General features: G+C 73.1%; 15 protein-coding genes and 1 pseudogene. 12 read left to right on the forward strand and 4 right to left on the reverse strand.

All coding sequences use genetic code 11. The features are described 5' to 3' along the window. Positions 1–9 precede the first annotated feature (9 nt). The 4 genes from ABEB13_RS21725 to ABEB13_RS21740 are packed head-to-tail and all read left to right on the forward strand — an operon-like array spanning position 10 to position 2162. On the forward strand, positions 10–351 hold the full coding sequence (locus ABEB13_RS21725; RefSeq protein WP_345706827.1) for a hypothetical protein: 342 nt from the start codon (positions 10–12) through the stop codon (positions 349–351). A 36-nt stretch (positions 352–387) separates the two neighbouring features. Then, entirely contained in the window at positions 388–1098 is a 711-nt protein-coding gene (locus ABEB13_RS21730; protein ID WP_345706828.1) for a hypothetical protein, read from the forward strand. Between the two features lie 9 nt (positions 1099–1107). Then, a complete protein-coding gene (locus ABEB13_RS21735) occupies positions 1108–1737 on the forward strand; it encodes a hypothetical protein (protein WP_345706829.1) in 630 nt (209 codons plus the stop codon). Further along, entirely contained in the window at positions 1734–2162 is a 429-nt protein-coding gene (locus ABEB13_RS21740) for a hypothetical protein (RefSeq protein ID WP_345706830.1), read from the forward strand. Before ABEB13_RS21735 ends, ABEB13_RS21740 begins: the two co-directional genes overlap by 4 nt. A 12-nt stretch (positions 2163–2174) precedes the next feature. Here the strand turns inward: ABEB13_RS21740 and ABEB13_RS21745 are convergent, their stop codons facing one another. Next, positions 2175–3440 carry a hypothetical protein gene (locus tag ABEB13_RS21745; RefSeq protein WP_345706831.1) on the reverse strand — a complete coding sequence of 422 codons (1266 nt, stop codon included), beginning with the start codon at positions 3438–3440 and terminating at the stop codon, positions 2175–2177. A gap of 141 nt (positions 3441–3581) precedes the next feature. On the opposite strand from ABEB13_RS21745, the pseudogene ABEB13_RS21750 reads away from it, so the two are divergent. Beyond that, positions 3582–4168 (forward strand): annotated as a pseudogene (locus ABEB13_RS21750) (TetR/AcrR family transcriptional regulator). Between the two features lie 27 nt (positions 4169–4195). Here the strand turns inward: ABEB13_RS21750 and ABEB13_RS21755 are convergent. Continuing rightward, positions 4196–4660, reverse strand: coding sequence for an Lrp/AsnC family transcriptional regulator (locus tag ABEB13_RS21755; protein ID WP_345706832.1), 465 nt, complete (start codon positions 4658–4660; stop codon positions 4196–4198). A gap of 147 nt (positions 4661–4807) precedes the next feature. On the opposite strand from ABEB13_RS21755, the gene pdhA reads away from it, so the two are divergent. From pdhA to ABEB13_RS21780, 5 genes are all read left to right on the forward strand, one after another. Further along, the gene (gene pdhA, locus ABEB13_RS21760) at positions 4808–5950 is read left to right on the forward strand and encodes a pyruvate dehydrogenase (acetyl-transferring) E1 component subunit alpha (RefSeq protein WP_345706833.1); all 1143 of its coding nucleotides are present in this window, start codon (positions 4808–4810) and stop codon (positions 5948–5950) included. Then, positions 5950–6945 carry an alpha-ketoacid dehydrogenase subunit beta gene (locus ABEB13_RS21765; RefSeq protein ID WP_345706834.1) on the forward strand — a complete coding sequence of 332 codons (996 nt, stop codon included), beginning with the start codon at positions 5950–5952 and terminating at the stop codon, positions 6943–6945. The genes pdhA and ABEB13_RS21765 overlap by 1 nt, the downstream gene beginning before the upstream one ends. Before the next feature lie 5 nt (positions 6946–6950). Next, entirely contained in the window at positions 6951–8258 is a 1308-nt protein-coding gene (locus ABEB13_RS21770) for a dihydrolipoamide acetyltransferase family protein (RefSeq protein ID WP_345706835.1), read from the forward strand. Between the two features lie 275 nt (positions 8259–8533). Continuing rightward, a complete protein-coding gene (locus ABEB13_RS21775) occupies positions 8534–9094 on the forward strand; it encodes a hypothetical protein (RefSeq protein WP_345706836.1) in 561 nt (186 codons plus the stop codon). After that, complete coding sequence (locus tag ABEB13_RS21780; protein ID WP_345706837.1) at positions 9046–10140, forward strand: globin domain-containing protein; 1095 nt, start codon at positions 9046–9048, stop codon at positions 10138–10140. The genes ABEB13_RS21775 and ABEB13_RS21780 overlap by 49 nt, the downstream gene beginning before the upstream one ends. Before the next feature lie 54 nt (positions 10141–10194). On the opposite strand, the gene ABEB13_RS21785 is transcribed toward ABEB13_RS21780, so the two are convergent. Further along, entirely contained in the window at positions 10195–10722 is a 528-nt protein-coding gene (locus tag ABEB13_RS21785) for an NUDIX domain-containing protein (protein ID WP_345706838.1), read from the reverse strand. 446 nt (positions 10723–11168) lie between these two features. Between ABEB13_RS21785 and ABEB13_RS21790 the strand changes: the two genes are divergently transcribed. Continuing rightward, positions 11169–11594 (forward strand): SsgA family sporulation/cell division regulator, encoded by a 426-nt coding sequence (locus ABEB13_RS21790; RefSeq protein WP_100889189.1) that lies wholly within the window; start codon positions 11169–11171, stop codon positions 11592–11594. A 56-nt stretch (positions 11595–11650) separates the two neighbouring features. Here the strand turns inward: ABEB13_RS21790 and ABEB13_RS21795 are convergent, their stop codons facing one another. Continuing rightward, a complete protein-coding gene (locus ABEB13_RS21795) occupies positions 11651–12028 on the reverse strand; it encodes a phage holin family protein (RefSeq protein WP_345706839.1) in 378 nt (125 codons plus the stop codon). Between the two features lie 115 nt (positions 12029–12143). On the opposite strand from ABEB13_RS21795, the gene ABEB13_RS21800 reads away from it, so the two are divergent. Next, complete coding sequence (locus ABEB13_RS21800; RefSeq protein ID WP_100889187.1) at positions 12144–12461, forward strand: cupin domain-containing protein; 318 nt, start codon at positions 12144–12146, stop codon at positions 12459–12461. The last annotated feature ends 40 nt before the right edge of the window (positions 12462–12501 follow it).

Consider the following 12501-nt stretch of genomic DNA (forward strand, 5'->3'; position numbering starts at 1 on the left):
CCTTCGTTGATGAATGGTGAGTTGTACGACATGGCGTGGACGGCCTGGGACATTCCGGGGTGGCATGACGATCCTGATCTTCGGAATTTCTACAAGCACTCCCTGCATCCGGAGATGATCGCCGACATTGCGCTCTGCAGGCCTGCTGCCGTCGACGGCAGCGACCATGCCCGCCGCCTTCGGGAAAGCCTGGAGTATCTCCTTGCGGAACGGCCGGCCGATGTGGGCTCCTGGTGGAGTCTGACCAGGTTCACATTCCTGACCGAGGAAAACCTCTACGGTTATCTTCGGGAGCTCCACTCCTACTTCTACGGTGACCGGGCCGATCCGCCCCCTGCGCCCGAGTACTGACCGGTTCACAGCGCCCACGACAAGGAACCAAGCACCATGCCACTGCGTGACGAACTTCCCCCTCGCACCGGGCCGTGGGCCACCCGTTTCGACTCCGAGGAGGCGCTCGTCCGGGCGGACGACGCGCTGCGGGCGGCCGCCCTCCGGGGGCACGACCTGGCGCCGGTCCTCTCGTTCGAGGAGGTCTACGGCCCCGACATGCTGGTGCGGGCGGCGCAGGCCACCGCGATCGGCATCGATCCCGAGCAGCCGTACACGGCCGACGGCGAGATCAACTACGTCCGCGGGGACTTCTTCACCGAGGCACTGGCCTACGGCGTGTACCGCCCGGCGGACGGGGTCGGTCCGAACGGGCCGGCGGACGGCGAGCAGTTGTGGAACACCACGCTCTACCCGTACCCGGGCGGGGCCGTCGACCCCACCACCGTCCCGCTGGCCGAACTCGGCCTCGACGTCCCGGGCGTGGACCGGCGGTTCGTGCACTTCTGCGCGGCCGTGCTCGGGGTCGAGGCGGTGGACGATCTCGGCGAGCTGCAGGCCAACTTCGCGGGGGCCTGGCCCGACTACCGGGAGACGATCCGGGCCGGGCTGCTGCACGTCGTGCAGCACCGCCCGATCACCGTCGAGCAGTGGTACGCCCTGACGTACGTCGCCTTCCCGGACCAGCAGGAGCTGACGCAGTACCTGGCCCAGGTCTACGCCTTCCTGTTCGACGGCTTCCCGGCGATGCCGGTCGCGCCGAACTGAGGGCGCGGGATGTCCGACGCCGCGGTGCCCGTCCCCGGCTGGGCCGAGAGCCCGCAGGTCCGGTACTTCTTCACCTGGCTGATGAGTCCCTCGGGGATGGCGGAGGCGGCGGCGTACCGGGCGGCGGCGGACGACGGGACCGAGGGCGCCACGCGGCTTCGCGCGACCCTGGAGCGGCTGCTTGCCGAGCGACCGCTCTCGACCACGGACTGGCTGCGGTTGACCGGTTATCAGTTCTACGGCGAGGACGAGCTGTACGGCTTCCTGACGGAGGTCTTCGCCCACTACTACGAAGGCGCCGCCCGGCCCCGGCTGCCCGATCCGGACCGCTGGCCGCCGGCGGAGTTCTGGGGGCCGCCACTGCCCGGGCGGGAGCCTCCGGAGCTGCCGGAGCTGTGCGACCAGCCGCTGCCGTGGTTCGGCCCGTGGTACGCCGAGTACGCCTCGGACCGTGCGTCGCAGCGGGCCGCGGTGGCGCTCAGGCCGGCCGCCGTGGCGGGCCGCGACCTCGCTCCCGTCCTGCGTTTCGAGACGGTGTACGGGCCGGGGAGGCCGCGCTGGGGCAGGCGACGGCGCGCAGCGTGCGGCCCGTCGGGCCGCCGGCCGCGGACGGGGCGTTCACGTTCGAGTCGGCGGTGATGGACGCGGGCGCGCTGGCCTTCGCGGTCTTCGGCCCCGCCGACGGCGTCCCGGCGGCAGGCCCGCGCCGACCGGGGCAGCTGGTGAGCGCTCTGGAGTGGGCGGCCCCGCGGCCCGTGATCGACCCGACCACGGTGCCGCTCGCCGAGCTGGGGCTGGACGTGCCCGGGGTGGACCGGCGGTTCGTGCACTTCTGCGCGGGCTGGCTGAGCGCGAACGCCTCCGACGAGTTCTGGGAGCTGGGCCGGAGCTTCCACCTCGCCTGGCCGGACTACCGGGCCACGGTCCGCACGGGACTCCGGCACCTCGTCGAACACCGCCCGCTCGACGTCGACCGGTGGCACGACCTGACCGGAGTCGTGTTCCGGGACGCGCACGAGCTGTCCCACTACCTGGCCGACGTCCGCGCCTACCTGGGCGACTGAGGCCCGCCTCCGTTACGGGATGCCCAGTTCGAAGACGACGTAGCCCGCGTACCAGCCGGAGGCGATCGCGGCGACGCCGAGGACGGCGCCTAGGACGGGCAGGGAGAGCCGTCGCAGGCCGAGGGCGACCGGGACGGTCAGCGGGAAGAGCGGGAAGACGAAGCGGGAGAGGGTGCCGAACATCTGCTGGCTGCCGAGGGTCAGCACGAGCGAGCCCACGGTGTAGACGACCAGCACGAGCGGCGGGCGCCGGGCGAGGAACGGCACCAGCAGGCAGGGCAGCGCGAACAGCACCAGGACGGCGACCAGGTCCTCGGTCGGGTACGGGTAGAGGTAGTTGGTCTCGCCGATGAGGATGTTGGAGACGGCCGTCCAGGTGTAGTGGCCCCAGTCGAAGAAGTGCAGCCAGCCACCGCGTTGCAGGGTGAGGTAGCCGTCCCAGTGGCCCATCTGCCAGCCGACCCAGCCGATGTAGCCGAAGAAGGCGAGCGGCGGCAGGACGATCGCCGCGAGCGGGCCGGCCACGCCGTCCCGGCGGCGGTACAGCGCCACCATGGCGGCCAGGGCCACGCCCGCGATGAGCGTCATCGAGGTGGGGCGGCTGAGGCCGGCGACGAAGGCGACCAGGGCGGCACTCGACCACTGCCGGGTGATGGTGAAGTAGGCGGCCCATGCCGCGAGCGCCACGAACAGCGACTCCGAGTAGACCGCCCAGGCCATGCCGGCGCCGGGGAAGACGCCCCAGACGGCCGCGGCGATCACCCCGGTGCGGTGCCCGCCGAGGTGGGCCGCCACCGCGTAGATCCCGGCGGCGGCGACGAACGACGACAGGACGGAGACGAGCATGCCCGCGCCGTAGCTGCCGAGGCCGGTGGCGTCGGACACCAGCCGGATCAGGCCCGGGTAGAGCGGGAAGAACGCGGAGGAGTTCTGCTGGATGGTGAAGAAGCCGCCGGTGTCCGGCAGCAGCTTCGGGTCGTAGCCGACCTGGGCGACGTTCTGGTACCACCAGCCGTCCCAGCTGCCGAGCACGTCCCACGGGTGGGCGCCGCCGCCGAACCGGGGGTTCTGGGTGCGGAACTTCCCCGAGGAGTCCAGCAGCAGCATGAAGAACGAGAAGCCGATCAGCCGGACGGCCCCGAAGAGCGCGATCGCCGGGCCGAACCGGCGGGCGGCGGACCGCAGGGCACTGCCGAGCGGCTCCGCCTCCCGCGGCGGCAGGCCGTCGTCGGTGGCCGGCCTCTGCCGGGGCAGCTCCGTGTCGGATATCGCGCTCATGGGCGTCGGGCCTTCTCCGTAGCGGGTCACCCGCCGCATGCGGGTGGCGCGCGGATTCTATCGTCCGGCCTTTCGACAGGTGGAGACCTCTGTCCGGCCCCGGAGGGTCGCGGCGGCCGCCCGCCGGGGATACTCGTCCGTATGGCCGAGAACACCACCCGCACCGCCTACACCGCCGACACGCTCCTCGCCGTGACGGTCGGGGTCTTCAACGAGCGCGGGTACGACGGCACCTCGATGGAGGACCTGTCGCGGGCCGCCGGGATCTCCAAGTCCTCGATCTACCACCACGTCCGGGGCAAGGAGGAGCTGCTGCGGCTGGCGGTCGGACGGGCCCTGGACGCGCTGTTCGGGATCCTGGACGAGCCGGCGGCCGTCTCCGGCCGGCCGGTGGACCGGCTGGAGCACGTGGTGCGCCGCACGGCGGAGGTGCTGCTGGCGGAGCTGCCGTACGTGACGCTGCTGCTGCGGGTGCGGGGCAACACCGCCACCGAGCTGTGGGCGCTGGACCGGCGCCGGGACTTCGACCACCGGGTGGCCGAGCTGCTGCGGGCCGCCGTCGCGGCGGGGAGCTGCGCTCGGACGTCGAGCCGCGGCTCGCCACCCGGCTCCTCTTCGGCATGATCAACTCGATCGTCGAGTGGTACCGCCCGGGCAGCAAGGGGACGGACGGCGTTGCCGAGGCCGTCGCCCAGCTCGCCTTCGACGGCCTGCGCGCCCGGCCGTAGCCGCGTGACCGGTCGTCGCGGCGCGCGCTACGCGTCCGGCGGCACCTGGTCCGTCTCGTCGAAGACCAGCAGGGTCTGGGTGGCGAGCACGTCCGGGATGGACTGGATGCTGCCCAGGACGAGCTCCCGCAGCGCCCGGTTGTCCGCGGTGTGCACCAGCATGAGGACGTCGAACTCCCCGCCGACCAGTGCGATGTGGGCCACCCCGGGCAGCAGCAGCAGCTGTTCGCGGACAGCCCGCCAGGAGTTCTGGACGATCTTCATGGTGATGTACGCGGACGCGCCCTGCCCGGCCTTCTCGTGGTCCACCCGCGCGGTGAAGCCGCGGATGACGCCGTCCTCGACCATCCTGGATATCCGGGCGTAGGCATTGGCCCGGGACACGTGCACCCGCTCGGCCACCGAGCGGATGGAAGCGCGGCCGTCCTGCCGCAGGAGCCGCAGGATCGCACGGTCGACACGGTCGAGCCTGGACGTCTGTTCAGCCGACACGGCCCCCCACCCTCCCTCTGTGGACATGCTGACTCCAGTCGATCGCCAAGCGGGCCGATTGTCCACCACTCTGTCGTAGATATGGTCAGGATGACCAGACGACCGAACAATCGGTAGGGAGCCCCCATCACACCGGAGGTGCCCGAGATGACCGTTCTCGACCACAGACACCAGACTGCCGCCGTACCCGGCTGGCAGCCCGGTGCCACCGGCCCGCGGACCGACCCCGCGCCGTTGCTGCCGGACGACTCCCCCGTGCGCGTGCTCGGCACGCCCGCGCTGGAGAAGACCGACCCCGCGCTGCTGCGCGAGCTGTACCGACGCCTGGTCGTCGGCCGCCGCTACAACCAGCAGGCCACCGTCCTCACCAAGCAGGGCCGGCTCGCCGTCTACCCGGCCACCACGGGCCAGGAGGCCTGCGAGGTCGCCGCCGCGATGGCCCTGCAGGAACAGGACTGGCTGTTCCCGAGCTACCGCGACACGCTCGCCGTGGTCGCCCGCGGCGTGGACCCGCTGGAGGCGCTCACTCTGCTGCGCGGCAACGCCCACACCGGGTACGACCCGCGCGCCACCCGCACCGCCCCGCTCTCCACCCCGCTCGCCACCCAGGCCCCGCACGCGGTGGGCCTCGCCCACGCGGCCCGGCTGGCCGGCGACCCGGTCGTCGCCCTGGCCATGCTCGGCGACGGCGGCACCAGTGAGGGCGACTTCCACGAGGCGCTGAACTTCGCCGCCGTGCTGAACGCCCCGGTCGTCTTCCTGGTGCAGAACAACGGCTACGCGATCTCCGTCCCGCTCACCCAGCAGTCCGCCGCTCCCAGCCTGGCCCACAAGGCCGTCGGCTACGGCATGCCGGGCCGCCTGGTGGACGGCAACGACGCGCCGGCCGTGCACGCCGTCCTCACCGAGGCCTTCGAGCGCGCCCGCAGCGGCGGCGGCCCGACCCTGGTCGAGGCGCTCACCTACCGCGTCGAGGCGCACACCAACGCCGACGACGCCACCCGCTACCGGCAGGACGACGAGGTCGCCGCCTGGCGCGAACACGACCCGATCCTGCTGATGGAGCGCCACCTGCGCCCGCTCGGCATCCTCGACGACACGCTCGTCCAGGAGGCCGCCGACGAGGCGGAGGCGCTCGCGGCCCGGATGCGCGCGGAGTTCCACGCCGAGCCGGAGCTCGACCCGATGTCGCTGTTCGCCCACGTCTACGCCGAGCCCACGCCGCAGTTGCGCGAGCAGGCCGCCCAGCTCGCCGCCGAACTGGCCGCCGAGGCCGAGGTGCACCACTGATGACGACTGTTGTCTCCGCCCGCACCAGCACCATGGCGCAGGCGCTCAACGCGGCCCTGCGCGACGCCATGCAGGCCGACCCCACCGTGCACGTCCTGGGCGAGGACGTGGGCCGGCTCGGCGGTGTCTTCCGGATCACCGACGGCCTGACCGCCGAGTTCGGCCCGGACCGCTGCCTGGACACCCCGCTCGCCGAGGCGGGCATCCTGGGCACCGCCGTCGGCATGGCCATGTACGGCCTGCGGCCGGTGGTCGAGATGCAGTTCGACGCCTTCGCCTACCCGGCGCTGGAGCAGCTCTTCTCGCACGTCGCCAAGATGCGCAACCGCACCGCCGGGAAGCTCCCGCTCCCGATCACCGTCCGCGTCCCGTACGGCGGCGGCATCGGCGGCGTCGAGCACCACAGCGACTCCTCCGAGGCGTACTACGTCCAGACGCCCGGCCTGCACGTGGTCACCCCGGCCACCGTCGCCGACGCGTACGGCCTGCTCCGCGAGGCGATCGCCTCCGACGACCCGGTGGTCTTCCTGGAGCCGAAGCGGCTCTACTGGGGCAAGGCCGAGTGGGACCCGTCGGCAACCGTCGAGCCGATCGGCCGGGCGGTGCTGCGCCGCACCGGCCGCTCCGCCGTGCTGGTCACCTACGGGCCCTCGCTCCCGGTCTGCCTGGAGGCGGCGGAGGCCGCGAAGGCGGAGGGCTGGGACCTCGCTGTGCTGGACCTGCGCAGTCTCGTCCCGTTCGACGAGGAGACGGCCTGCGAGATCGTCCGCTCGGTGGGCCGCGCGGTCGTCGTGCACGAGGCGACCGGCTTCGCCGGCCCCGGCGCCGAGATCGCGGCCCGGCTGACCGAGAAGTGCTTCCACCACCTGGCCGCGCCCGTCCTGCGGGTCACCGGGTTCGACATCCCGTACCCGGCGCCGATGCTGGAGCACCACCACCTGCCCGGGGTGGACCGGATCCTGGACGCGGTCGCCCGGCTGCAGTGGGAGGAGTGACGATCATGCCCGTCGTCCGCGAGTTCACCCTGCCGGATCTCGGTGAGGGCCTCACCGGGGCCGAGGTCGTCCGGTGGATGGTCGAGGTCGGCGAGGTCATCGCCGTCGACCAGCCGGTGGTCGAGGTGGAGACCGCCAAGGCCGTGGTGGAGGTGCCCTGCCCCTACGGCGGGGTGGTGACCGCGCTGTTCGGCGCGGTCGGCGAGGAGGTGCCGGTCGGCGCCCCGCTGGTGACCGTGGCGGTGGGGTCGAGCGAGACCTCGACGGGCCCGGCGGCGCTGGGCGCACCGGTCGAGCGGCCGCTGGTCGGCTACGGCATCGCGGAGTCCTCCGGCGGGGCCCGGCGCCGCCGGGTCGGGGCCGGTGCCGCGGTGTCCGCCGCCGCCCCCGCGGCCGCCCCCGCCCCCGCGCCGGTGCCCGTCGCGGCCGCGGCCCCCGCCGTGGTGCCGGTGATCTCGCCGCTGGTGCGCCGGCTGGCCCGGGACAACGGCATCGACCTGGCCCGGCTGGCCGGCAGCGGCCCGGACGGGCTGATCATGCGGGCCGACGTGCAGCGTGCGGTCGCCACCGGGCAGTCCCCGGCCGCCGCCACCGTGCCCGCGGCCCCGGCCGCCCCGGTGGGCGACGCCGAGGTGATCCCGCTGCGCGGGCTGCGCCGGACGATCGCGGAGAAGCTCGGCCGCAGCCACCGGGAGATCCCGGCGGCGACCTGCTGGGTGGACGCCGACGCGACCGGGCTGATGGAGCTGCGGCAGCAGCTGAATCGCACGGCCGGGCCGAAGGTGAGCGTGCTCGCCCTGCTCGCCCGGATCTCGACCGCCGCACTGGCCCGCTTCCCCGAGCTCAACTCCAGCGTGTCGCCGGACGGTTCGGAGATCATCCGGCACCGCGCGGTGCACCTGGGATTCGCCGCGCAGAGCGAGCGCGGGCTGGTCGTGCCGGTGGTGCGCGACGCGCAGTCGCTCGGCACCGAACAACTCGGGGAGGAGCTCGCCAGGTTGACCGGGTCGGCGCGGGAGGGATCGCTGAAGCCCGCCGAACTGACCGGCGGCACCTTCACGCTGAACAACTACGGGGTGTTCGGGGTGGACGGCTCCACGCCCATCCTCAACCACCCGGAGGCGGCGATGCTGGGCGTCGGCCGCATCACGCCCAAGCCGTGGGTGCACGAGGGTGCCCTGGCCGTCCGTCAGGTGACCCAGCTGTCGTTCACCTTCGACCACCGGGTCTGCGACGGCGGCACGGCGGGCGGCTTCCTGCGGTTCGTCGCGGACTGTGTCGAGCAGCCGGGGCTGCTGCTGCGGCAGCTCTGACTCCCGTCGCCCTGTGCCACCGTGCGGTTGCGTACGGTGGCACAGGTCGGGTGAGCGTAGCGTGCGGATCGGGTGCGTGTCCGGGGTTCCGATGATTCGTCGGATGAACTGTTCGGGCGTGCCAGTCTGCTGAAGGCGTCGGAGAGACAGGCCAGCCAGATGTGGCTGCAGGGCGACCGGAAGCGGAAACGATTCTCTTGGGTACTCGTCATGTCGCGTTGAAGACACGTCCGCTCAGGGTCAGGGCCGGATCGGGAGCCACCGGTCCGGCCTCCGTGCCCGGGCTCACCCCCGCCCTGGCGGTGGTGCCGGAGCCACCGGCCGCCCCGGCCGCGTCCCGGCCCGAACCGGACGCGGCGCCCGCGGGTGCGGAGCCGGCCCCGGCCGTCGGGGCACCGGGAGAACCGGCCGCGCCGCCCGCGGTGGAGGGCGCGCCCGCCGGTGCGCCCCCGGCGGACACCCCCGAGGGCCCGGTGATCCCCGAGCGTCCGAGCCGCCCGCCACTGATCCCGGCACCCAGCCGTCCGGACACCGCGCCGGCCGGGCCCGGTGCCCCCGCCCTGCCGGTCTACCAGCCGCTGTTCAGCGACGCCCCCGGGCTCAACTGGATCGGGCCCGGCGACAACTGGACCAGAGCCTGGACGGCGGGCAACCAGGCCGAGGCTCCCGCGCAGCCCGGACCCGCCGCGCCGCGGAGCACACCGGCCGCTCTGCCCGCCGGCCCGCAGGATCCGGCGGACCTGCCGCCCACCCCCGCGACATCGAACTCATCCGGTCCACCCTGGCCGTGGTCGAACCGGTCGCGGACCGCGCCACCGCGCACTTCTACGCGCTGATCTTCCTGCACCACCCCGAGGTGCGGGCACTGTTCCCGGCGTCCATGGACGTCCAGCGGGACCGGCTGTTCCGGGCGCTGCTGACCGCGGCCCGCAACGCCCACGACCCGGCCCGGCTGACCGAGTACCTGTCCGCGCTGGGCCGCGGCCACCGCAAGTACGGCACCCTGAACGGGCACTACGGCCCGGTCGGGGAGTGCCTGGTGGCGGCACTCGCCCGGTACTGCGGCAGCCGCTGGGACGCCGCCACCGAGCTGGCCTGGCGCCGGGTGTACGGGCTGGTCTCCCGGATCATGATCGAGGCCGCCGAGGAGGCCGCCCGGACCTCGCCCGCGTGGTGGCAGGCGGAGGTCGTCTCGCGGGAGATGGCCACCCCCGACGTCGCGGTGATCACACTCCGGCCGGACCAGCCCTACCCGTACCGGGCCGGGCAGTACGCCGGTGTGGAGACCCCGTGGTGGCCGCGGGTGTGGCGGCATTTCTCGTTCGCCGGCGCTCCCCGCCCCGACGGTCTGCTGACCTTCCACGTGAAGGCGGTGCAGGCGGGCTGGGTGAGCAACGCGCTGGTCCGCCGGGCGGTCCCCGGCGACGTGCTGCGGCTGGGGCCGGCGGCAGGCGGGATGACCGCCGACCGGGTGGGCGACGGCGGCCTGCTCCTGGTCGGCGGCGGCACCGGCATCGCACCGATCACCGCTCTGGTCGAGGAGCTCGCCGGGAGCGGCGCCGGCGACCGGTCCGTCCAGGTGTACTACGGCGCCCGGCGGTCGTCCGAGCTGTACGCGCTGGCGGCCCTGCGCGCGCTGTCCGACCGTCACCCGTGGCTCACCGTGCACCCCGTGGTGTCCGACCGGGAGCCGCTGCCGGGCGGGGCGCTGACCGGTGACCTGCCGGAGGTGGTGGCCCGGTACGCGCCGTGGCACGGGCACGACGCGTTCCTGAGCGGGCCGGCGGCGATGGTGCGGCGGGGCGTGGCGTCGCTCCAGCGCGCCGGGGTGCCCGCGGCCCGGATCCACCACGACCTGGTGGGGGACCTGGCCGGGGGTTGAGCCGCCCGGTAGGGGCGTGCCGGTCCGGCCCCGCTCGGCGCGGCCGAGGCCGGTTCAGCCGAGGTCGGGGGCGAGCAGCGCGCGGACGCCCTCGATGTTGGCGGCGAGGTAGGCCCGCAGACTGGGCGGCACGACGTTGACCGAGGTCACGCCCTCGCGGGTGAACGGCAGCCGGACGACCTCGTAGTCGCCGTTCGGTTCGTCGATCTCCGGGCCGTGGCGCCGGCTGAGGTCCATCGAGGCGAGCCGGCAGACGAAGAAGTGCGAGACCTTGACGCCGTGCGGGTGGGCCGGAGTGCCGTCGTCGTGGTGGGACTGCGCCACGGTGTCGACGAACGCGGGCACCACGTCCTCCACCTTGCCGCCGAGCTCCTCGTCGACCTCGCGGTGCAGCGCCTCGACGACCGTGCGGTCGCCCGGCTCCACGCCGCCGCCCGGCGTGATCCAGTACGGGTGTGCCGCCCCCGGTCGCACGCGCCGGATCAGCACGATGCTGGCCGGGCCGTGCGGATCGGCCGGGTCCACCTCCAACAGGATGGCCCGCGCGGTGCGCTTGACGACGGGGCGGACGGGGACGGCCATGGCCACCTCCGGGGGCACGGGAGTTGTGCGGGATTCTCCCGCGCCGGGGCGCGCGCGAAACTCGCACACGTGGGCGAACAGGGGGAAATCACTGGGCCGAACGGATGATTCGCCCGCAGCCTGCGTGTCCTGACGGGCCTGCCCGGACGCCCGGTTGGATCTTCCAATCGAAGGTGCTCGGCGAGATCCCGGATGCGTGTTCCGATCTTGCCGTTCGATTCCCTTTGAATCAAAGCCCAATAGCCATCTGTACTGACCGTAATGATTGCAGCCCGATGCCCCCTGTGCTGCAATGGCCGCCAGTCGGGCAGGCGGAGCCGAGCACTCCGGCGGGCCTGCCGCGCACGCACCGGGTCCACGGTGACCCGGCGCGCCCCACCGCCCGCCCCGCGCCGGGGCGGCAGGTGTGCATCAGGAGAGACCGGACACGACGAGAGGTGTGCACCATGCACAGCACGGTCCAGAGCCACCTGGTGATGAGTCTCGTGATGTCCGACGAGGTCTCGCTGCGCATCGCGGTCGACCTCGGCTACGACCTCGGGGACCCGTTCGCCGTCCGCTTCACCTTCCACCTCCCCGGTGACACCCCGGTCACCTGGTACTTCGCCCGTGAACTCCTGGTCGACGGGGTCAGCAGACCGGCCGGCGACGGGGACGTGCACATCCACCCGGTGGGGACCGAACTCGCCGAGGTCTGCCTCGTGCTGCGCTCCCCCGACGGAGCGGCCCGTCTCGTCGCCCCGGCGCCGCCGCTGATCGCGTTCCTCGCCGACACGGACCGTGCGGTGCCGCTGGGCCGTGAGCAGACCACGGTCGAACTCGACGCCCAGCTCGCCCTCATCCTCAGCAGGGGCCGGGAGAGCGCAGGCTGAGTCCCCGCGGTTCCGGCGGCCCGTGCGGCACCGGCGACCCCCGCCGCTCCAGGGGCTCAGTCGTCGTCGCCGAAGGCCAGGTTCAGGCCCCACGAGACCAGGCTGATGATCAGCGCGCCGAGCAGCGCCGCCCAGAAGCCGGACACGTGGAAGTCCAGGCTGAGCTTGTCCGACGCCCAGGAGGTCAGCCACAGCATCAGGGCGTTGATCACGAAGGTGATCAGGCCCAGGGTGAGGATGAACAACGGCAGCGAGAGCAGCTTCACCAGCGGCTTGATCAGGAAGTTCACCACGCCGAAGATCAGCGCGACGGCGATCACCGTGAGCGTCTTGTGCCAGAAGTCGCCGCCCGACAGGGTGATCCCGTCGACGATCCAGGCGGCGATCCAGATGGCCACCGCGTTGATGAGCGTTTTGATCACGAAACTCTTCATGGCACCGGATGGTCGCAGGCCGTCCGCCCGCAGGAAGCCTCCGGCGGTCACGTCGTGCCGCGGACCGGTGTTCAATGGGCTCCGGCCCGGGCCGGGCCCGGAGAGGGGCAGCGTGATGAAGATCTTCCGGCTGGACGAACTGGACGCGGAGCGTGCCGCCAACCAGGGCGCCTACCTGCGGTTCCTCAAGGAGCCCCGGATGTCCGCCGGCCTGTACGCCCTCTCCCCCGGTGACACCGACACCCAGTCCGCGCATGCGCAGGACGAGATCTACCAGGTGATCAGCGGCCGCGCCGAGATCACCGTCGGCCGGGAGACCGCCACCGTCGGGCGCGGCAGCGTCGTGTACGTCCCCGCCGGGATGCCGCACCGCTTCCACCACATCACCGAGGAACTGCGCGTCCTGGTGGTCTTCTCCCCGCCGGAGGACTGAGCCGCGCTCCCGGCCGGTGCGGGACGCCCGGCGGCCGGGG

The sequence above is a fragment of the Kitasatospora paranensis genome, assembly GCF_039544005.1.
Lineage (GTDB): Bacteria > Actinomycetota > Actinomycetes > Streptomycetales > Streptomycetaceae > Kitasatospora > Kitasatospora paranensis.

Bases quoted from the DNA above. Each gene is read 5' to 3' on its own strand.
- ABEB13_RS21725 (WP_345706827.1), top strand. From the start codon at position 10: ATGAATGGTGAGTTGTACGACATGGCGTGGACGGCCTGGGACATTCCG.
- ABEB13_RS21730 (WP_345706828.1), top strand. From the start codon at position 388: ATGCCACTGCGTGACGAACTTCCCCCTCGCACCGGGCCGTGGGCCACC.
- ABEB13_RS21735 (WP_345706829.1), top strand. From the start codon at position 1,108: ATGTCCGACGCCGCGGTGCCCGTCCCCGGCTGGGCCGAGAGCCCGCAG.
- ABEB13_RS21745 (WP_345706831.1), bottom strand. From the start codon at position 3,440: ATGAGCGCGATATCCGACACGGAGCTGCCCCGGCAGAGGCCGGCCACC.
- pdhA (WP_345706833.1), top strand. From the start codon at position 4,808: ATGACCGTTCTCGACCACAGACACCAGACTGCCGCCGTACCCGGCTGG.
- ABEB13_RS21765 (WP_345706834.1), top strand. From the start codon at position 5,950: ATGACGACTGTTGTCTCCGCCCGCACCAGCACCATGGCGCAGGCGCTC.
- ABEB13_RS21770 (WP_345706835.1), top strand. From the start codon at position 6,951: ATGCCCGTCGTCCGCGAGTTCACCCTGCCGGATCTCGGTGAGGGCCTC.
- ABEB13_RS21785 (WP_345706838.1), bottom strand. From the start codon at position 10,722: ATGGCCGTCCCCGTCCGCCCCGTCGTCAAGCGCACCGCGCGGGCCATC.
- ABEB13_RS21790 (WP_100889189.1), top strand. From the start codon at position 11,169: ATGCACAGCACGGTCCAGAGCCACCTGGTGATGAGTCTCGTGATGTCC.
- ABEB13_RS21795 (WP_345706839.1), bottom strand. From the start codon at position 12,028: ATGAAGAGTTTCGTGATCAAAACGCTCATCAACGCGGTGGCCATCTGG.
- ABEB13_RS21800 (WP_100889187.1), top strand. From the start codon at position 12,144: ATGAAGATCTTCCGGCTGGACGAACTGGACGCGGAGCGTGCCGCCAAC.